The sequence below is a fragment of the Streptomyces sp. NRRL B-24572 genome (assembly GCF_002156145.1).
GTDB lineage: Bacteria > Actinomycetota > Actinomycetes > Streptomycetales > Streptomycetaceae > Streptomyces > Streptomyces vietnamensis.
In genome coordinates this window covers 1-17,941 of record NZ_MWIG01000082.1, presented here as the reverse complement: position 1 = coordinate 17,941, position 17,941 = coordinate 1, and the positions used below count along the sequence as shown (strand labels likewise).

Annotated in this window: 16 protein-coding genes and 1 pseudogene; 6 read left to right on the top strand and 11 right to left on the bottom strand. The window is 72.6% G+C overall.

From position 1 onward, the window contains the following. The 3 genes from CCN56_RS05305 to CCN56_RS05295 all read left to right on the top strand — a co-directional run. Positions 1-700, top strand: a 700-nt coding sequence (locus CCN56_RS05305; RefSeq protein ID WP_107484096.1) for a glycerophosphodiester phosphodiesterase family protein, incomplete at its 5' end; no start/stop codon positions are given. Positions 701-741: 41 nt separating this feature from the next. Further along, the gene (locus CCN56_RS05300) at positions 742-2,112 is read left to right on the top strand and encodes an MFS transporter (RefSeq protein ID WP_086824086.1); all 1,371 of its coding nucleotides are present in this window, start codon (positions 742-744) and stop codon (positions 2,110-2,112) included. Between the two features lie 255 nt (positions 2,113-2,367). Next, complete coding sequence (locus CCN56_RS05295; RefSeq protein WP_015032218.1) at positions 2,368-2,742, top strand: RNA polymerase-binding protein RbpA; 375 nt, start codon at positions 2,368-2,370, stop codon at positions 2,740-2,742. A gap of 93 nt (positions 2,743-2,835) precedes the next feature. Here the strand turns inward: CCN56_RS05295 and fxsA are convergent, their stop codons facing one another. From fxsA to CCN56_RS05275, 4 genes are all read right to left on the bottom strand, one after another. Continuing rightward, the gene (gene fxsA, locus CCN56_RS05290; RefSeq protein WP_086824080.1) at positions 2,836-3,429 is read right to left on the bottom strand and encodes an FxsA family membrane protein; all 594 of its coding nucleotides are present in this window, start codon (positions 3,427-3,429) and stop codon (positions 2,836-2,838) included. An 83-nt stretch (positions 3,430-3,512) separates the two neighbouring features. Next, a complete protein-coding gene (locus tag CCN56_RS05285) occupies positions 3,513-4,289 on the bottom strand; it encodes a polyprenol monophosphomannose synthase (protein ID WP_086824078.1) in 777 nt (258 codons plus the stop codon). Between the two features lie 468 nt (positions 4,290-4,757). Further along, entirely contained in the window at positions 4,758-6,395 is a 1,638-nt protein-coding gene (locus CCN56_RS05280; protein WP_179199695.1) for an amidohydrolase, read from the bottom strand. 69 nt (positions 6,396-6,464) lie between these two features. Continuing rightward, positions 6,465-6,905, bottom strand: a complete 441-nt coding sequence (locus CCN56_RS05275) for an Lrp/AsnC family transcriptional regulator (protein WP_017242178.1) — start codon at positions 6,903-6,905, stop codon at positions 6,465-6,467. Positions 6,906-7,130: 225 nt separating this feature from the next. Between CCN56_RS05275 and CCN56_RS05270 the strand changes: the two genes are divergently transcribed. Then, positions 7,131-7,499: a hypothetical protein gene (locus tag CCN56_RS05270; RefSeq protein WP_107484095.1), complete on the top strand. Its 369-nt coding sequence runs from the start codon at positions 7,131-7,133 to the stop codon at positions 7,497-7,499. A 45-nt stretch (positions 7,500-7,544) separates the two neighbouring features. Here CCN56_RS05270 and CCN56_RS05265 read toward each other — a convergent pair whose 3' ends face one another. Then, complete coding sequence (locus CCN56_RS05265; RefSeq protein WP_086824074.1) at positions 7,545-8,636, bottom strand: phosphotransferase family protein; 1,092 nt, start codon at positions 8,634-8,636, stop codon at positions 7,545-7,547. Positions 8,637-8,646: 10 nt separating this feature from the next. Beyond that, a complete protein-coding gene (locus tag CCN56_RS05260) occupies positions 8,647-9,768 on the bottom strand; it encodes a hypothetical protein (protein WP_086824072.1) in 1,122 nt (373 codons plus the stop codon). 145 nt (positions 9,769-9,913) lie between these two features. Here CCN56_RS05260 and CCN56_RS45540 point away from each other — a divergent pair, with 145 nt between their 5' ends. Then, a complete protein-coding gene (locus CCN56_RS45540) occupies positions 9,914-10,321 on the top strand; it encodes a hypothetical protein (RefSeq protein ID WP_306300586.1) in 408 nt (135 codons plus the stop codon). Here CCN56_RS45540 and CCN56_RS05250 read toward each other — a convergent pair. From CCN56_RS05250 to CCN56_RS05235, 5 genes and pseudogenes are all read right to left on the bottom strand, one after another. Further along, positions 10,284-11,456: an acyl-CoA dehydrogenase family protein gene (locus CCN56_RS05250; RefSeq protein ID WP_086824070.1), complete on the bottom strand. Its 1,173-nt coding sequence runs from the start codon at positions 11,454-11,456 to the stop codon at positions 10,284-10,286. The two genes, CCN56_RS45540 and CCN56_RS05250, sit on opposite strands and share 38 nt — an antisense overlap. Before the next feature lie 123 nt (positions 11,457-11,579). After that, positions 11,580-11,726 (bottom strand): SCO1431 family membrane protein, encoded by a 147-nt coding sequence (locus tag CCN56_RS41670; RefSeq protein WP_107484094.1) that lies wholly within the window; start codon positions 11,724-11,726, stop codon positions 11,580-11,582. A 326-nt stretch (positions 11,727-12,052) separates the two neighbouring features. Beyond that, positions 12,053-15,187 (bottom strand): DEAD/DEAH box helicase, encoded by a 3,135-nt coding sequence (locus tag CCN56_RS05245; protein ID WP_256961769.1) that lies wholly within the window; start codon positions 15,185-15,187, stop codon positions 12,053-12,055. A 93-nt stretch (positions 15,188-15,280) separates the two neighbouring features. Next, positions 15,281-15,424, bottom strand: a pseudogene (locus CCN56_RS42500) (peptidase C39 family protein); the annotation flags it as partial. Positions 15,425-16,498: 1,074 nt separating this feature from the next. Then, positions 16,499-17,080 carry a QsdR family transcriptional regulator gene (locus CCN56_RS05235; RefSeq protein ID WP_143664434.1) on the bottom strand — a complete coding sequence of 194 codons (582 nt, stop codon included), beginning with the start codon at positions 17,078-17,080 and terminating at the stop codon, positions 16,499-16,501. Between the two features lie 176 nt (positions 17,081-17,256). Between CCN56_RS05235 and CCN56_RS05230 the strand changes: the two genes are divergently transcribed. Then, positions 17,257-17,941, top strand: a 685-nt coding sequence (locus CCN56_RS05230; protein WP_256961767.1) for a hypothetical protein, incomplete at its 3' end; no start/stop codon positions are given.

Here is a 17,941-nt window from a genome sequence, read left to right as displayed (position 1 = left end):
CACGGCGAACGGCCTGGAGAACACCGCGGCCGCCTTCCGCCGGGCCGCCGCGGCGGGCTACCGCTATTTCGAGACCGATGTGCACACGACGTCCGACGGGGTGCTCGTCGCCTTCCACGACGCGACCCTCGACCGGGTGACGGACACCTCGGGCCGGATCGGCGACCTGCCGTGGGCGGCCGTACGGGAGGCCCGCGTGGCCGGCTCCGAGCCCCTGCCGCTCTTCGCGGACCTCCTGGAGGAGTTCCCCGAGGCCCGCTGGAACGTGGACCTCAAGGCCGAGTCCGCCCTGGCCCCGCTGGTCGACCTGATCCGCAGGACAGGCGCCTGGGACCGGGTCTGCGTGGGCTCCTTCACCGAGTCCCGGATCGCGCGGGCCCAGCGCCTGGCCGGTCCACGGCTCGCCACCTCGTACGGGGTGCGCGGCGTGGTCGGGCTGCGGCTGCGCTCCTGGGGGATCCCGGCGGCGCTGCGGGCGGGCGCCGTGGCGGCGCAGGTCCCGGAGCGCCAGGCGGGGGTCCCGGTGGTCGACCGGCGGTTCGTACGGGAGGCGCACGCGCGCGGGCTCCAGGTCCACGTGTGGACCGTGAACGATCCGGCCCGGATGAACTCTCTCCTCGACCTGGGGGTCGATGGCATCATGACCGATCACCTGGAGACGCTGCGCGGCGTGCTCACCGACCGGGGAGCGTGGATCTGAGCCGCGTCCCGGCCACGGGAACGAACGAGGGGGGCGTGGCCTTGACCGCAGACACCATCGAGCCGGAGGAGTACGCCTCCGATCCCGCCGAGCGCAAGCGCGAGCAGCGGGGCTGGTACTTCTACGACTTCGCGTGCTCGGTGTACTCGACGAGCGTGCTCACCGTGTTCCTGGGCCCGTACCTGACCTCGGTGGCCGAGGCGGCCGCCGACGCCCACGGGTACGTGCACCCGCTGGGGATCCCGGTGCGGGCGGGCTCGCTCTTCGCGTACGCCGTGTCCGCCTCGATCGTGGTCGCGGTCGTGGTGATGCCGCTGGTGGGCGCGGTGGCGGACCGTGCGGGCCGGAAGAAGCCGCTGCTCGCGGCGTCGGCGTACCTGGGAGCGGCGGCCACGACGGGGATGTTCTTCCTGGCGGGCGAGCGCTACCTGCTCGGCACCTTCCTGTTGATCGTGGCGAACGCCTCGCTGTCGGTCTCGATGGTGCTCTACAACGCCTATCTGCCGCAGATCGCCGAGCCCGACGAGCGGGACGCGGTCTCCTCGCGCGGCTGGGCCTTCGGCTACACGTCCGGCGCGCTGGTCCTCGTCCTGAACCTGGTCCTCTACTCGGGGCACGACTCCTTCGGCCTCTCGGAGGGCGAGGCGGTCCGCATCTGCCTGGCCTCGGCCGGTCTGTGGTGGGGCGCCTTCACCCTCGTGCCGCTGCGCCGACTGCGCGACCGGCAGGCCCGCCCGGAGGGAGCCGGGCGGTCCGGCGAGGGCGCGGTCGGCAGCGGCTGGGGCCAGCTGCGGGCGACCTTGAAGGACATGCGCCGGCATCCGCTGACGCTCTCCTTCCTCCTCGCGTACCTGATCTACAACGACGGCATCCAGACGGTGATCTCGCAGGCCTCGATCTACGGCTCCGAGGAGCTGGAGCTCGACCAGACGACGCTCATCACGGCGGTCCTGCTCGTCCAGGTGCTCGCGGTGGCGGGCGCCCTCGGGATGGGGCGACTCGCCCGGGTGTACGGCGCCAAGCGGACGATTCTGGGCTCGCTGGCGGTCTGGACGCTGATCCTGGCGGCGGGCTACTTCCTGCCGGCGAACTCGCCGGTGTTCTTCTACTGGCTGGCGGCCGCCATCGGCCTGGTCATGGGCGGCAGCCAGGCGTTGTCGCGCTCGCTGTTCTCGCATCTGATACCGCGCGGCAAGGAGGCGGAGTACTTCTCGGCGTACGAGATGAGCGATCGCGGGCTCAGCTGGCTGGGTCCGCTCGTGTTCGGTCTCGCGTATCAGCTGACCGGAAGCTACCGGGATGCCATCATCTCCCTGGTGATCTTCTTCGCCGTCGGTTTCACGCTGCTCGCCCGGGTCCCGGTCCGGCGTGCGGTGGCGGCCGCGGGGAACCCGATACCCGACCGCATTTAGACGTGGCGGTGAAAGGGCGGTAGTGTACGCGTTTGGCCTGCCAGGCGGACCGTTACTGCGTGCTGCTTTGGTGAAGACACCCGGTCACATCTGCCGTCGGATGTGACAAAACGGGCACTGGTGGGTACAACAAGGGGCGGCACGACGGGCGACGCATGACCCGGCACGGGAATCTTTACCGCCGACCGGACGTTGACCGGATAACGACGACAGCGACACCTGTCCTGTGGGCGACAAGCCCGGGAGGCACGATTCATGAGTGAGCGAGCTCTTCGCGGCACGCGCCTCGTGGTGACGAGCTACGAGACCGACCGCGGCATCGATCTGGCCCCGCGCCAGGCGGTGGAGTACGCATGCGAGAAGGGACATCGCTTTGAGATGCCCTTCTCGGTCGAGGCGGAGATTCCGCCGGAGTGGGAGTGCAAGGTCTGCGGAATCCAGGCACTCCTGGTTGACGGGGACGGACCTGAGGAGAAGAAGGGCAAGCCTGCGCGTACGCACTGGGACATGCTCATGGAGCGGCGCACCCGCGAGGAGCTGGAGGAGGTCCTCGCCGAGAGGCTGGCCGTCCTGCGTTCCGGCGCCATGAACATCGCCGTGCATCCGCGCGACAGCCGCAAGTCCGCCTAGCGGACCGCCGCAAGAGCACAACGCCGCGGGGCCCGGTACACGATTCGTGTACCGGGCCCCGCGGCGTTTCCGCGCCCGTGGCGCGCGCACGGATCAGGGCATCAGCGGCGGGCGGGGCTCCTCGGGTCGGCGAGGGCCCTGGGGCGCGCCCTCGCGGATGACCTCGCCCTGGACCACCTTCCCGTCCGGCCGGTGGATACGGGCCTGCTGGAAGGCGTCCTGGAGGCTGCCGGGAGGCGCGGCGCTCATCCGGCGCTCGACGGCCTTCTCCGCGTACCGCCCGAGGAACGAGCGGACCTGCGGGATCAGCAGGAGCAGACCGGCCGCGTCCGAGAGGAAGCCGGGGATCATCAGGAGCAGGCCGCCCAGCATCAGGAAGCCGTTGCGGTCGTCCGCGCCGGCCCGGTCGGCGGGCGAGGGCGCCACGCCGCTCTGTGCGGCCGCCTGGGCCTGCTGGAAGGTCGAGGTGAGGTTGCGGAAGGCGCGGCGGCCCGCCCGCTTGACGACGGCGGCGCCGAGCACGGCACCGCCGACGAGCAGGAGGAGGACGGTCAGTCCGCCCGCCGCGTTCGCCACCACCGTGAGCAGCCAGATCTCCAGGACCAGCCAGGCGGCGACGCCGAGCGGAAGGAACGTACGCGCGCGTGAGCGCTTCGGGGCGAGGGGAGGCGGTGCGCCGGTCGTCATGGTCCCCAGTGTGCCTGGCGCCCCGCCGGAACGTCGTAAAGGAAGGATCAGTGCGAAGGGCCGGCGCGGAAGCCGGCCGGACGTCAGGAGGACTTGCGGCCGAGCAGCTTGCCGACCTTCTCCGCACGGGCCGTCAGACCCCATCCGGTGACCCGCCACAGCGCCTCGACGACGATGTTGCGGCTCATCTTCGAGTCGCCGATCTCGCGCTCCACGAAGGTGATCGGGACCTCGACGACGTGGAAGCCGGCGGCGATCGCGCGACGGGCCAGGTCGACCTGGAAGCAGTAGCCCGCCGAGGCCACGTCCTCGAGACCCAGGCCCTCCAGGGTCTCCTTGCGGAAGGCCCGGTAGCCGCCGGTGACGTCGCGGATCGGGACGTCGAGCATCACGCGCGAGTAGAGGCTGCCGCCCCGGGAGATGAACTCGCGGGACTTCGGCCAGTTCACGATCCGGCCGCCCGGCACCCAGCGGGAGCCGAGGACCAGGTCCGCGCCCTTGAGGGCGGTGAGCAGCCGCGGGAGCTCCTCGGGCTGGTGGGAGCCGTCGGCGTCCATCTCGACGAGGACGCCGTAGCCGTGCTCGATGCCCCACCGGAAGCCGGCGAGGTAGGCGGCGCCGAGCCCCTCCTTGCCCTTGCGGTGCAGCACGTGCACATGGTCGTCCTCGGACGCGATCTCGTCCGCGAACTTGCCCGTGCCGTCGGGGCTGTTGTCGTCCGCGACGAGAACGTGCGCCTCGGGTACGGCCTCCCGCACCCGCGCGACGATCGGCTTGATGTTCTCCGCCTCGTTGTAGGTCGGAATGATCACCAAGGCCTTGCCGAGCGGGCCGTAACGCCTCTGGCCACCGTCGTTCACTACTGCCCCTTCGGATACATACGCAGGACCCCACCATAGCGAGGTCCCCGGGGTGCTCCGGCGTGGCGGGTCGAGTGGCCCGGGTGACAGACCGGACGGAAGGGACCACCGGGACGGGTGACGTGCGGTGCGGGGCCGGGCGTCCTTCGGTCCGACCCGGGATCCGCTGGCTGCGGATCGCCCGAGAGCCGTTGTCTACTGAACGTCCGGGCCCCACCCGGGTCGCACCTTCCGCCGGAGAAACTTTCCCTCGCGACCGAGGCGCGGGCGGCGTTCGGCTACGGCGTGGGGGTGCGGTCCGGTCGGACGTCCTGTGGTGGACGCGGTGAACCTACCCGCCCCCGACCGGCGACTGTCAATACCCGCTTGACCTGCGAAGACACATCAAAAGGCCAGGCCGGAGGGGAAGATCCGCAGGTCGGGGACAAGCGTGCGGGGTGACGGTCCGGGGTGCGAAATGTCCCGATATCACTCGTTCGGTCGCTCGAAGACCGTCTGCCCGTACACCACCGTGCGCAGACAGACGGGGAGGTCGACGCCGGGCGACAGATCGGGCAGACCGGGCGTTCCGGAACGGGGGTCGGTGGACCAGCGGGCGACCCGGTCGTCGGGCGCCTGGACGACGAGCTCCTCGGTGCGCCAGACCGCGTAGTCGGCGGGGGCGCCGGGAACCAGCGTCCCGGCGTCGTCCCGGCCCACGGCCCGCCAGCCGCCCCGGGTGTGGGCGGTGAAGGCGGCGCGGGCGGAGATCCGGTGCTCGGGGGTCCGGTGGAAGGCGGCGGCGCGGACGGTGCCCCAGGGGTCGAGCGGGGTGACCGGGCTGTCGGAGCCGAAGGCCAGCGGCACACCGGCGCGCAGCAGTGCCGCGTACGGGTTGAGGGTGCGGGCCCGCTCGGCGCCGAGCCGGTCGGCGTACATGCCGTCCTCGCCGCCCCAGAGGGCGTCGAAGGCGGGCTGCACGGAGGCGGTGAGCCCCAGTTCGGCGAAGGCGGCGATCGTCTCGGGGGTGAGCATCTCGACGTGCTCGACGCGGTGCCGGGCGGCCCGGATCCGGGCCAGGCCGAGCTTCTCGGCGGCTGCCCTGACGCCCTCGACGACCGCGGTCACCGCCGCGTCCCCGATGGCGTGGAAGCCGGCCTGGAGGCCCGCCTCGGTGCAGGCGACGACGTGCAGGGCGATGGCGGCCGCGTCCAGGTGGGCCGAGCCGCGGTGCCCGGTGTGGTCGGCGTACGGCTCGTGGAGGCAGGCCGTGTGGGAGCCGAGGGAACCGTCGGCGAACAGGTCGCCGGCCGCGCCGAGGGCGCCCAGGGCCCGCGCCCGCTCGACGTCGAGGTCGGCCCAGTAGCCGACGACCCGGGGCCCGGCCTCCTCGCGCGCGAGGTCCAGGAGGCCGGTGAAGTCCTCCTCGGAGGAGATCTGCGGTCCACCGCACTCGTGGAGGGTGCCGATGCCCAGGGAGACCGCGTGGGCGCGGGCGGCGCGCTGGGCCTCGGTGCGCTGGCCGGGAGAGACCGCCGCGAAGGCGGCGGCGCGCACGGCGTGGTGGGCGTCCCCGGTGAGCGGCCGCTGCCCGTCGTGGAAGCCGTCCAGGTCACGGACGCCGGGCACGAGGTCGAGGAGGGCGGTGGTGACGACGGCCGAGTGGACGTCGATCCGGGTCAGGTAGAGCGGGCGGCCGCCGGTGAGTTCGTCGAGCTCCGCGCGGGTGAGCGGGCGGCGCTCGGGCCAGCGGGAGGCGTCCCAGCCGTGGCCGATGAGGATGCGGTCCTCGGGGCGGGCGGCGGCGTGGGCCCGGATCAGCTCGGCGGCCTCGGCGAGCGAGGCGGCGGAGGACAGGTCGAGCCCGGTGAGGGCGAAGCCGGTGGCGGTGGTGTGCACGTGCGCGTCGACGAACGCCGGGGTGACGAGCGCGCCCTCCAGGTCGACGACCTCGTCCACGCCGGACGCGAAGGCGTCGGCCGCGCCCTCGGAACCCACCCAGGCGACGTGGCCGCGCTCCACCACCATGGCGGTGGCGAAGGGGTCGGCGGGGCTGTGGACCTCTCCCCCGCGCAGCAGCACGGTGCGGTGGTCGCCGGGAGACGCGGGAGGCATGGACTCGCTCATGCCCACCAGGCTAGGACCTGCCGGAACCCGGTTTGTCCGGCAGGTCCCCCCTTCGGTGGGCCGGGTGCGTCAGATGCGCGGCGGCCTGGCCTCGTACGGGGTGGACAGGACGACGGTCGTGCGGCTGGAGACCCCGGCCTGGGAGCGGATGCGGCTGAGCAGGTGCTCCAGCTCCAGCGGGGTGGCGACCCGGACCTTGAGGATGTAGTTCTCGTCGCCCGCGACGCTGTGGCAGGCCTCGATCTCCGGGATGTCGGCGAGCCGGTCGGGGGTGTCGTCGGGGGCGCTGGGGTCGAAGGGTTTGACCGAGATGAACGCGGTGAGCGGCAGGCCCACGGCCTCCGGGTCGACGACGGCGGCATAGCCGCGGATGACACCGCGCTGCTCCAGGCGGCGGACGCGCTGATGCACCGCCGACGTGGACAGGCCGGTGGCCTTGCCCAGGTCGGTGTAGCTCATGCGCCCGTCCTTGACGAGCAACTCCACGATCTGACGATCCAGCTCCTCCATGCGGTGACCCTATGGCCCCGGAGCGACTCGGGCACAGCCGGGGGCGATCCGTATAGGGCGCTATGGCCCGTCACGGGGCACCTGCGACAGGCATGTGACGAACGCCACAGGTTTGCGCCCGGCCTGGACCACCGCCTCACGGTTATGCGGAGTTCCGCATGGGAAGTGCTTGCTGTGGTCGAGGCCGCACAGATCCGGCCGACCCAGCCGAGGGGGAGATTCCCAATGCAGGAGCCTGTTGATTCGGTCGACACGTCCGACGAGCTCGACGCGTACGACACCTTTGAGATGTTCCGGGTGGTCTGCCCGGAGTGCGTGCAGCCCATCGCGCTGCTCGCGGACGAGGACGCGCTGCCGGAGCACGCCCTCTGCCCGACGCCGTGGAACCCCTTCGTCCTGACGGTCTGCCCGGGCACGGGGCTCTCGGCCTCCGAGGCCCGCCCCGCCGACGACGTCCTGGGGGTCCAGGAGCAGGACACCGCACTGCTCCTGACGCTCCCCCAGGGACTCGACTGGCGCACGCAGCCCTTCTCGCACGTCGGCGGTCCGGGTTCGCGTCCGATCCGGGTGCCGCAGATGCGGCGCGCGGCCTAGGGCCCGTCCGATCCTGATCCGCCGGACAGGCCCTGAGCCTTCCGACTACCAGTAGCTTCCCCGCACCATCGCCGCGAGCGTGGCGTGGTGCAGGATCAGGCCGTCGGGGTCACCGGGCACCTCGACCTCGCCGAAGTGGGCCTGGCGGTACGCGATCCTGAGCATCACGATCGCGTGCCGCAGCGCCGCGTAGAGCGTGTGGAACTCCATGTCGCGCGGGGTGTGTCCGGTCAGTTCGGCGTACCGGCGCTCGATCGCGTCGCGCCGCAGGAAGCCGGGGAGCCCGGGCTGGCCGAAGCCCACGGTCAGGTCCTGGAAGAAGCGGTGCAGGTAGACGGTCCAGCCGAGGTCGACCTCGCGGGGGACGTACGCCGCCATCTCCCAGTCGAGGACGGCGGCGGGCGTGAATCCGTCGTAGACGATGTTCCCGATGCGGGCGTCGCCCCAGCCGAGGACGGCGGGGCCCTCGTCGGCCGGCCAGTGCTCCTCGAGCCAGTCGAAGGCCGACTCGATGAGCGGCGAGGGCGCGAGCCCCTCCACCACCCAGGCGTAGTAGGCGCGTTGGGCGTCGACGTGGCGCCGCAGCGGGCTCCCGGCGCCTTCGGGCAGCAGGAACTCGGCCTCCTTCGCGGGGAACTGGTCGTGCAGCCTGGCCAGTACGGCGACGGACTCGGCCTCCAGGTGGGCGCGTTCGGCGTCGGTGGCGGCGTGCAGCCAGTTCCCCTCGTACGTGTAGGGCATGACGTCCGGCGGGACGCGGCCCTCGGCGCGGGCCATCACGAAGAAGGGGGCGCCGAGCGGTTCCGGGTCCTCCTCCAGCCAGAGCACGCGCGGCACGGGGACGTCGGTGTGCTCGCCGACGAGGCGCATCACGCGGTGCTGGCGCGCCATGTCGTAGACGGGGAAGACGGTGTACGCGGCGGGGTCGGCGGCGAGCCGCAGGGCGCAGCCGCGCACGGGGGCGTCCGGGTGGTCCAGATCGAAGAGCAGGGTCTCGCTGGACATGCCGTTGGAGCCGGGGACGGCGAGGTCGGTGACCCCGGCTCCGGGCAGGTGCCGGTCCAGCCAGGCGGTGAGCCGCCGGCCGAGCTCCTCGGGGTCCCGGGTGGTGGTGCGGGGGCGGGGCGCGGTGGCCAAAGGACGCTCCTCAGTTGGCTGTCGAGGTGTGGTCGGCGAAGCCGCTGGGGTCGTGGCGGCCGAAGGAGCCGTGTTCGAAGATGCCGTAGCCGGTGCGGCCGTCGAGGGTGAAGCGGGCGGCGTGGTCGATGACGCCGTAGGCGGCCATGGGATGGGCGGCCGGGTCGGAGAGGTCGTAGACGCGGCGGTCGGTCCAGCCGCGGCCCTGCCAGGTCCCGTGCTGCCAGTCGGTGGCGGGCGGGTAGCCGGCGCCGACGGCGAGCGGGGAGGAGGCGAGGATCTCGACGCCGACCTCCAGGGGTTTCCCGGCCGGGTCGGTGAGGTGGACGGACGCCCTCTCGGGGTGGCGGGTGCCGGGCCGGTACGTGATCTCGGTGCGGGGCCAGCCGAGTTGGGCGTCGCGGTGGCCGCTCCGTACGAGCAGGGCCTCGTTGAGGGTGCGGTAGCCGTCGGCGTCCTCCTGGGCGATGACTATGAGGAAGCGGTCCTCGAAGCGCATCGGGATCCAGAGCCAGTGGAAGCCCTCGGGGCGGAACTCGGCGGCGCGGCCGGGTTCCTCGCCGGGGAGGGGGCGGACGCCCCAGCTACGGTCGCGGGTGCCGGTCCACTCCCCCGCGGTGACGGTGAACTCCTCGCCGCCGGCCCTGATGGTGCCCGCGCAGTGTCCGGCCTGGACGAAGCGGCGGCCTTCGAGGGTGAGCCTGCCGCCGTGGCGCTGGGTGTGGTGGGGTTCCCAGACGGCGGGGAAGTCGCCGGTCCAGGTGAGGTCGAAGGAGAGGCCGTCGGGGTCGTCGGGGTCTGCCGCGCAGTACAGGGAGAGGCGCTTGAGCGGTTCGTCGACGGTGATGGCGAGCGGGCCGACGGAGAGGTTCATCCGGTCGTCGCCGAGGGCGTCCGAGGCGCGGACGGCGTGCAGCCGGTCGCCGGTGCGCAGGGTGGCGTAGGCGTCGACGACCCCGGTGTTGGGGTAGACGCCGAGGCCGGCGATGAGCAGGGCGCGTCCGGTGTGGTCGAAGACGTGGAAGATGCACCGGTCGTAGGCGTTTCGGTCGCCGCTGACGTGGTGCTTCATCGAGAGCGGTGCCTGGTGCACGGGGTATTCGTCGAGCGCGACGGGCCGGTCGTCGTCCACGGCTGACCTCCTGAGCGGCGAATGGGATCTGACGGTACGTCAGCTATCGGTCCGGGGACCAGAGTCGTGCACCGGGTACCGGGCGAACTGCCGCTCGAATCCGCTCGGCGGTGACCCCCGGCCGCCGGGGCGCGTTGGTCCCGGCATGACGACGCTGTACACCACTCCCAGCGGTTACGGTCGGCACCGACAGGCCGAACCGCGCGGCGAAGAATCGGTTCCTCGGTCGACGCCCCCGTCGGCGACCCAGCCGACGGCGCCCTCGGCGGCGACGGCGACGGTGATGGCCACGGTGACGGCACCCGCACCGGCCCCCGTGCCCGTCCCGGTTCCCGTACCGGTGCAGGGGCAGGCGGCGCATGCGCAGGTGAAGCCCCCCGTCCCCGCCGACCCGCCCATCTACCGGGACGTGCTCTCCCTCTGGGCGAGCCAGGGCCGCACCCTGCCCGGCCACCGCGACCAGGAGTGGGCCCGGCTCGCCGCGGGACCGGTCTGGGCGGACCGCACCGTACGCGTCAGCGGGACTCTGGTCCGACCAGGTGACGGGCGATGACCACGCGCTGGATCTGATTGGTCCCCTCGACGATCTGGAGCATCTTCGCCTCGCGCAGATACCGCTCCACGGGAAAGTCCGCCGTGTAGCCGTAGCCGCCGAGCACCTGCACCGCGTCCGTCGTGACCTGCATGGCGGCGTCCGTGCAGAAGAGCTTGGCCATCGCCGCGCACCGGCCGAAGGCCCGCCCCTCGTCCCGGAGCCGCGCCGCCTCCAGGTACAGCGCGCGGCCCGCCTCGACCTTGGTCGCCATGTCGGCGAGCAGGAAGCGGAGCCCCTGGAAGTCGACGATCGGCCGGCCGAACTGGCGGCGCTCCCGTGCGTACGAGACGGCCTCGTCCAGGGCCGCCTGGGCCAGGCCCACGGCACAGGCGGCGATGCCGAGCCGCCCCGAGTCCAGGGCGTCGAGCGCGATCGCGAAGCCCTGCCCCTCCGCGCCGAGACGGCGGTCGTCGGCGACCCGCACCCCGTCGAAGTGGAGCTGCGCGGTGGGAGAGCCCTTCATTCCCATCTTCCGCTCGGGAGGGGCGGCGCTCAGCCCCGGCGCGTCCCCCGGCACGAGGAAGGCGGTGATGCCGCGCGCGCCCGGGCCGCCGGTACGGGCCATGACCGTGCAGAAGTCCGCGATCCCGCCGTGGGTGATCCAGGCCTTGGTCCCGTCGATCACCCAGTCCTCGCCCTCCCGCACCGCCCGGGTCCGCAGGGCCGCCGCGTCCGATCCGGCGGAGGGTTCGGAGAGGCAGTACGCGCCGAGGAGACCGCCGCCCAGCATCGCGGGCAGGTGTGCGGCCCGCTGCGCCTCGGTGCCGAAGCCGGCGAGCGCGTGGCAGGACAGCGTGTGGACGCTGACGCCGAGGCCCACGGTGAGCCGGGCGGCGGCGAGTTCCTCCAGGACCTGGAGGTAGACCTCGTACGGCTGGCCGCCCCCGCCGTACTCGGGGTCGTACGGCAGCCCGAGCAGCCCGGAGCGGGAGAGCAGCGCGAACAGCTCGCGGGGGAAGCGGCCGGCGGCCTCCTCCTCCGCGGCGCCCGGGGCGATCTCCCGGCGGGCGATGTCACGCACCAGGGAGAGCAGCTCCCGGGCCTCGTCGGTGGGCAGTCGGCGCTCGACGCCGTCCGCGGTGCTGTCGGCCATGGTCGGACGCTCCTCCCTGCCGGGCGCACGGGGCGCGGCGATCGGGGGGAGTATGCCCGTTCCGTACCGGAGGATCACGCGGCCACCGGGGATCCACACGGTTGCCGGCCGACCGGCGTCACGTCACATGAGACCCGCCCGGGTGACGAGGACGGCGAGCAGGACGACCAGGGTCCAGCCGAGGACGTGCTCCAGGATCTTGGGGCCGTCCTCGCGGGGGCCGCCCGTGCGGGCGCGGACGAGGAGACGGGAGTGGGTGGTGGAGGTCATGGCGACCACCTTGCGCCACGGGACCGGCCCCGGGGTAGGACGCCGGTCACGTCCCCGGGCCGCCGCGCCTCGGTCCGGAACCACCGCGTCTCGGTCCAGGACCGGCGCGCCTCGGTCGGGACCGCCATGTCTCGGCCCGGGACCACCGCCTCTCTGTCCAAGGCCGCCACCTCTCGATCCAGGACCACCACCCCTCGACCCAAGGCCGCCACCTCTCGATCCAGGACCACCACCTCTCGGCCCAAGGCCGCCGTGCCCCGGCCCGGGACCGCTCTTCGGCGTTGCGCCGGAGAGCGGTCCCGGGCAGGCGCCGGCTCCCGAACGGGTCAGGCCCGCAGGGCCGCGTACGCTTCCAGCCAGCCTGCCGCCATTCGGTCACCGCGGGTGAAGACGGCGGCGCCGCAGCGCCCCGCCGCCGGGTCGGCCGGGTCGGCGGGCGGCAGGAGCAGCGTGGTCTCCTCGGCGTCGGCGGGGTGCAGGGCGGTGGTCGCACCGTTCCACAGGCGGATCACGGCCCCCGGCGGGGCCCACACCCGGACCGTGCCGTCCTGGAGGGCGAGGCGGGCGCCGGTGGCGCGTTCCGCGAGGAGCGCGCGGTAGCGGTCCGGGGTCAGGGCGCAGTCGCCCGGCGGCGTCGGGCCGTTCCAGTCGGGCGCGTCGATGCCGCGGGCCCGGGCCGCGTTCCACAGGCGTGGGACGAGCCCGGGCGCGAGCGGGGCCGTGGCCATGCGCTCGCACATCCAGAGGAGGCGTCCGGCCCCTCGGCGGGCTCCCAGGGTCCGCCAGCGGACGCGCAGCGCGAGGTCGCCGGCGACGACGGCCACCCAGGGGTGGACCGTGCCGAGGGGGCCCTGCGCGCCGAGCCAGGCCAGGTAGCGCCGGCCCTCCTCCAGGATGCCGGTCATGGAGTCCACGGGGATGCCGAGGACGTACGCGGGGCGGCCGCGGAAGAGGTTGGGCCGGGTCGCCGCGAGCAGCAGGACCGCGCGGGCCAGGTCACCGGCCTGGGGCCGCTGCTCGTCGTCGGCCTGCGGCGGTTCCTCACCCGGACCGAGGCCCCAGGGGTCGTCCGGTTCGTCGTCCGTGCGCTCGGTCTCGCGCAGGACCCGGCGCAGGGCGGACTTCGCCCGCTCGGTGAAGGGTGCCTGTTCGAGTACGGGGAGGCGGGTGCTGAGCAGGGCCGCGAGCAACTGCTCGGCGGCGAGCGGGTCTTCGGGTACCGGGGCCTGTCGCAGCGCCGTCGCCAGGTCGTCGGCGATCGTGGCGTCGACCATGAAGCGGCTGGTCAGCCGGCCCAGTGGGGTGGGCTCCAGACGGTCCTCGTCGGCGGCGGGGCGCAGACAGCCCACCTCGGCGAGGAACTGCGCCGCCTCGTGCAGGGGTTCGACGCTGTCGTGGCCCTGGTACGCGGCGAAGGTCCCGGCCCACCAGGTCTCCGCCTCCTCCAGGGTCGAAAGACGCTCCTGCACGGCCTCGGCGAGGAGGTGGTCGGCCAGGTGCTCGTCCAGACGCGACCGTACGGTGTATCCGGCGGCCAACCGGGCCTGCCAGTGCGCCCGTTCCGCCGGGTCGGTGAGCAGGAACGCCCAGCCCTCGCGCTCTCCGGCGCCGATGCGCCCGGCCCGTCCGAACATCTGCTGGACCATCGACACCTCGACGCGGTCCAGGCCGAGGGTCGTGTCGCAGACGATCACCGCGCGGGCGGGGAGGTTGACGCCGGCGGCCACCGTGGAGGTGGCGACCAGGATTTCCGCCTCGCGGGCCCGGAAGGCCTCCTCGGCCTCCCGCTTGTAGGGCCAGTCCCGGTAGTGCAGCCGTACGCCGGCCTTGGTGCAGAGCCGCTCGACGAGTTCGGCGTCGTCCGCGTCCACGCCCGCGGTCGGCACGCCCCGGTCGGCGGCCAGCGCGAGCGCCGTGGTCCGGACCCCGCGCTTGCTGCCGCAGAAGACGAGGACGCTGCCGCCGTCCGCGGTGACCTGCCGGGCGATGCGTACGGCGGCCCCGGTGCGGACGGCGGCCCGCGCCGCCCGGTCCGCCTCGTCGACCGGGGGCAGGAGGGGCAGTTGCCAGGTGAGCCGGGTGGGTCGCCAGGTGGTGCGGACCAGGCGGGCGCCCAGCCACTCGGCGACCTCGTCCGCGTTGGCGACGGTCGCGGACAGGCCGACGATCCGGGTGGCCGCGCTGTCCTCCCGCACGCGGGCGAGGAGCGCTTCCAGTACGGCCCCGCGCGTCGGGTCGCCGAGCAGATGGATCTCGTCGACGACCAGGCAGCCGACCTCCGCGAGCGCGTCCCGCAGCGAGCCCGCGCGGCAGATCGCCTCGAACTTCTCGGTGGTGGCCACCCACACGTCGGCCGACCGGATCAGCTCCGTGTCCACCGCGGCCTCACCGGTCAGGCGCACCACCCGCAGCCCACGGCTCCGCCACAGCCGCAGCTCGCGGTCGAGTTCGTCGGTGAGCGAGCGCTGCGGCACCAGCCAGGCCGCCTTGCGTCCGCGGGCGTGCGCCTCAAGGGCCGCGACCATCCCGATCGGGGTCTTCCCCGCCCCCGTCGGCGCGACGACGACCAGATGCCCGGTGCCTTCGAGGACCACCGGGACGGCGGCGGCCTGCACCGGGTTGAACGACGGGTGCGGAAGGAGAGGGGCCCAATCGGCCGGCACCAGCTCGCCGACGGGCACGTACGCGTCGCCGTCGCCGTCCGGCAGCTCCTCCAGCGCGTCCCACTGGGCGGCGAAGGCGTCCCGGGCCGCCGCCGCCCAGGGGCCGGCGGCGGGCGCCGCGCCGTCCGGACCGGCCGCGACCAGCTCCGTACGCCCGCCGGTGTCGCTGACGGTGCCGACCTCCCCGGCCTCCTCCCAGTACCGGCTGACGCGGTACGGGACGTCCCGCTCCTTCAGCCGCGTCCGCAGCTCCTCGTACTCCGGCCCTTCGGGGAGGATCACCCGCACGTCCTCGGCCGCCGCGAGCGCCGCGTCGGCCGGACGCCACGCGGGATCGGCGACCTTGCACCACCACAGGGCGCGCTGCTCGGTCGCGTCGGGCACGACCAGGTCCTCGGGCCACGCCGGACCACGGCCCGGACGCGGCTGCGCCGGGACCCTGACGACGGCGGTCACGGCGGGGGCCGGACGGACGCGGGCCGCCCGGCCGCCTTGGCGGGGCACGGCGTCGGTCAGCTGGTCGTACCGCTTCACCCCGAGATCGGCGAGGGTGAAGGCGGTGGGACAGGCGGGGCAGACGAGCGCCGTGTACTGGTAGGTGCGGCCCTGGGACTCGTACGGTCTGCGCAGGGCGTGGAGTTCGCCGCCGCACGCGGGACAGCGGCGGTCGACGGTCTCCGCGTGGCTCCAGCCCGGCTCCGCGAACCGCGCCGGGAACTCCCCCGTCGGCGTGACCCCCCACCGCTCCTGTGCCAGCTCGATGACGGATCCCTGCACGTCGGCCTCGTCACTGCGCATGGTCCGACTGTGCCACTCCATGATCATCGCGCGCAGGCGGTTCTCAGCCTTTCCTCCGATCGAGCGGCTGCCGTCCCGCCTGCCCGCACGTGCTCACACCAGGCCGAGCTCCTGCAGCACGCGACGCCGGCCCGGCCCCGGCTCGGTGGGCCAGTAGAGGTAGCAGACCCCGCCCGTACCGCTTCTGACCTTGCCGTTCGCGTCGTAGCGCTTCGTCCGCAGCCAGATGTTCTCCCAATGGGAGGGCGTCGCTTGCCACGCGGCACCCTCCCGCACAAACATGCAGGTCAGAAGCACGGACCGCGTGAGGCACATCGAGCGCGGACGCGCTGGTGCTGACCTGGTGCTGACCTGGTGCTGACTCCCGTTCCGGTCCGTTCGGGTGCGTCGCGCTGGATCGGTGCTGACCCGCGCCCCTCGTCGCCGGGACGACGTCCACTCACTTGGTGCGGCCGTCTTGCTCACTACCGTCGTCGCGAGCAGCTGAAGCAAGCGTAGGGGAATTATTTGCGAGTGAGCCGATGCAGGACGTCAAGGCGCTTGCCGCCCATCTCAGGAAGCCAGCTTCTCGGGTATACGACAACCATCTCAAGGAAGAACTGCCGAGATTCCGCGTGGGCCAACAGCTCCGGTTCTCGCCGACGGAGGTCCGACGGTGGCTAGAAGAGCGATGCCGAATGGTCGTATGAATGGCAAGCGCAAAAAGACACGCGGGGCGGTCTCATGACGCTGCGCGACGGCACCAACGGCGTCACACGCGCACTGCGGCCATGCTGGCTTGATTGGCGCAGAATGCCTCGCCTACCACAAGACTCTTAAGAATTCCTGGGATGCGCCGGGATCACCGAGTGGCGTCGAGGAGATCCAGAACGGCAAATCTGATCGGCCGAGGTGTCGTGTAGTACGGAGTCTCTGTCAGCGAGCGGTGTCAGGGTGGTGACTACGTCGACGGGAAGCCCGGTCGCGGCGGCCAGGAGAACCTGGCGATGAGCTGAATCACTGGATACCGCGGTGCGGTTGCAGGAGACCCATGCCACCGTACCGGTATCCATGTTGTCGGGGCTAATGATGGAGGCAATTACGGCTTCCTCAGTGTCGGGATCACGTCGGATGCGGTGGGCAGCGGCGTCGAGGAGATGGCGGCCAGCAAAGGTGACGGCGCGGCGCTGTAGCCGCTCGGCGAAGCGCAGGGATGAGGTCGGGTACGAACGTCGCCCTGCACCCGGCCGCACGACCAGCTCTTCCGCACGTCAGCGGCGGAGGATGCGGCCAGGATTGACGAGATGATCGCGGCGGGAGACCTGCACCGCGTCAGCCCGCACCGCGAAGGAGGCTGCGCATCAAGGCGATGGCGCGGTCGATGGCCGGGGCCTCGCCGATGACGACCGGCGCCCATTCCATGGCCGTGCCGAGCTGCACGAGGATGTCAATGCGCTCGGGATCCACTTCAGCGGTCAGGTTCTCCGCCATGGCGCGTGCGATGCCCTCCCGCAGGGCGGCGCTCACGGCCCCGTTTTCGGCCATCAGGACGCGAAGGGCCACGGCGGGCTCGTTCTGCGCGAACTGCCGCAGCGGAGGAAAGTCGGCGGTCGCCACCATGAAGCGGCGGAGTGTGTCCAAGGCCCGTTCGAGGCCTTCGCCTTCGGCGTGGTCGGCGACGGCCAGCCAGGTCTGCCGGGTGAGTTCGGCCAGGACGTGTCCGATGAGCTGCTCACGGTCACCGACCCAGCGGTAGAGCGTGGTGCGGCCCACCCCCAGGGCGCCCGCCAGGGTGCGCATGTCGACGCGGTCGCCGTGCACGAACATCCTCTTCGCGAAGTCCAGCGCCTGCTCGCGACTCGGCCGCGCAAGAGACGGCAGGTAGTCCTTCGGCGGCTCCCCGGTGGATGTCATGACGGCATCTTATGGGCTCGCCACGGACAGGTGAACATCTTTCGCACCTGAACCATGTGGAACATCATTGACGAGTGTTCCATCGGTCGTTAGCGTCTCGTTCCACCTCAGCCGCAGGCACACGTGAGCCGCAGGCACACGTACCCCCGACGCTGCTTCCTCTGGAATGGAGTCCCATGCGCTCATCGCTGTCCAGGCTCGGTGCTCTGGCGGGGGCTCTCTCACTCGCCACCGCCCCCACGCTGTTCCCCGCCGCCGAGGCCGCCGACCGGCCGGAGGGCCGCGACCCGGGGGCCGCGGCGGCGGGCTGCTTCTGGTTCGGCCCCACCGGCCGGGTCGACGAGTCGGATGACAACTACGCCTTTCCGGACTCTGGCGCCCGCTACTGGGCCGCGATATTCACTCTCCCGCCCGGAGCGCACCTCAGCTTCGACCACGAGTTCGCGCATGCCCGCTACCAGTCCCTGAACAGCTACGCCACAGCGACCCACGCTCCGACGGATGCGCTCAACGACGTCTCCACCGTTCCGGATCCCGGCTCCCGCAACCCTTATCTGCCGGGCGCCGACCGGGCCGCCCACGCCAAGCGTTCGTACACCGCGACCGTGACGGGCAGCGGCGCTCCCGCCGATCCCGCCGACCGCGCGCCCAACACGCTGTACGCCGGTGTCGCCGGCCAGCGTGAGATCTCGCTCGTCTACCGGGTCTATCTCCCGGACCGCAACACCGAACCGGACGGCGGCGCCGGCCTTCCCCGGCCCACACTCCACCTGGCCGACGGCTCCACGGTGACGGGCTCGGCGGTGTGCGACGCCGTGCAGGCCGAGGACCGCACCGCGATGCCCGTCACCTATCTGCCCC

What these genes read in the sequence shown, in the direction of transcription:
- CCN56_RS05295 (WP_015032218.1), top strand. Translation starts at nt 2,368, where the DNA reads ATGAGTGAGCGAGCTCTTCGCGGCACGCGCCTCGTGGTGACGAGCTAC.
- fxsA (WP_086824080.1), bottom strand. Translation starts at nt 3,429, where the DNA reads ATGACGACCGGCGCACCGCCTCCCCTCGCCCCGAAGCGCTCACGCGCG.
- CCN56_RS05280 (WP_179199695.1), bottom strand. Translation starts at nt 6,395, where the DNA reads ATGAGCGAGTCCATGCCTCCCGCGTCTCCCGGCGACCACCGCACCGTG.
- CCN56_RS05275 (WP_017242178.1), bottom strand. Translation starts at nt 6,905, where the DNA reads ATGGAGGAGCTGGATCGTCAGATCGTGGAGTTGCTCGTCAAGGACGGG.
- CCN56_RS05270 (WP_107484095.1), top strand. Translation starts at nt 7,131, where the DNA reads ATGCAGGAGCCTGTTGATTCGGTCGACACGTCCGACGAGCTCGACGCG.
- CCN56_RS45540 (WP_306300586.1), top strand. Translation starts at nt 9,914, where the DNA reads ATGACGACGCTGTACACCACTCCCAGCGGTTACGGTCGGCACCGACAG.
- CCN56_RS05250 (WP_086824070.1), bottom strand. Translation starts at nt 11,456, where the DNA reads ATGGCCGACAGCACCGCGGACGGCGTCGAGCGCCGACTGCCCACCGAC.
- CCN56_RS41670 (WP_107484094.1), bottom strand. Translation starts at nt 11,726, where the DNA reads ATGACCTCCACCACCCACTCCCGTCTCCTCGTCCGCGCCCGCACGGGC.
- CCN56_RS05245 (WP_256961769.1), bottom strand. Translation starts at nt 15,187, where the DNA reads ATGCGCAGTGACGAGGCCGACGTGCAGGGATCCGTCATCGAGCTGGCA.
- CCN56_RS05235 (WP_143664434.1), bottom strand. Translation starts at nt 17,080, where the DNA reads ATGACATCCACCGGGGAGCCGCCGAAGGACTACCTGCCGTCTCTTGCG.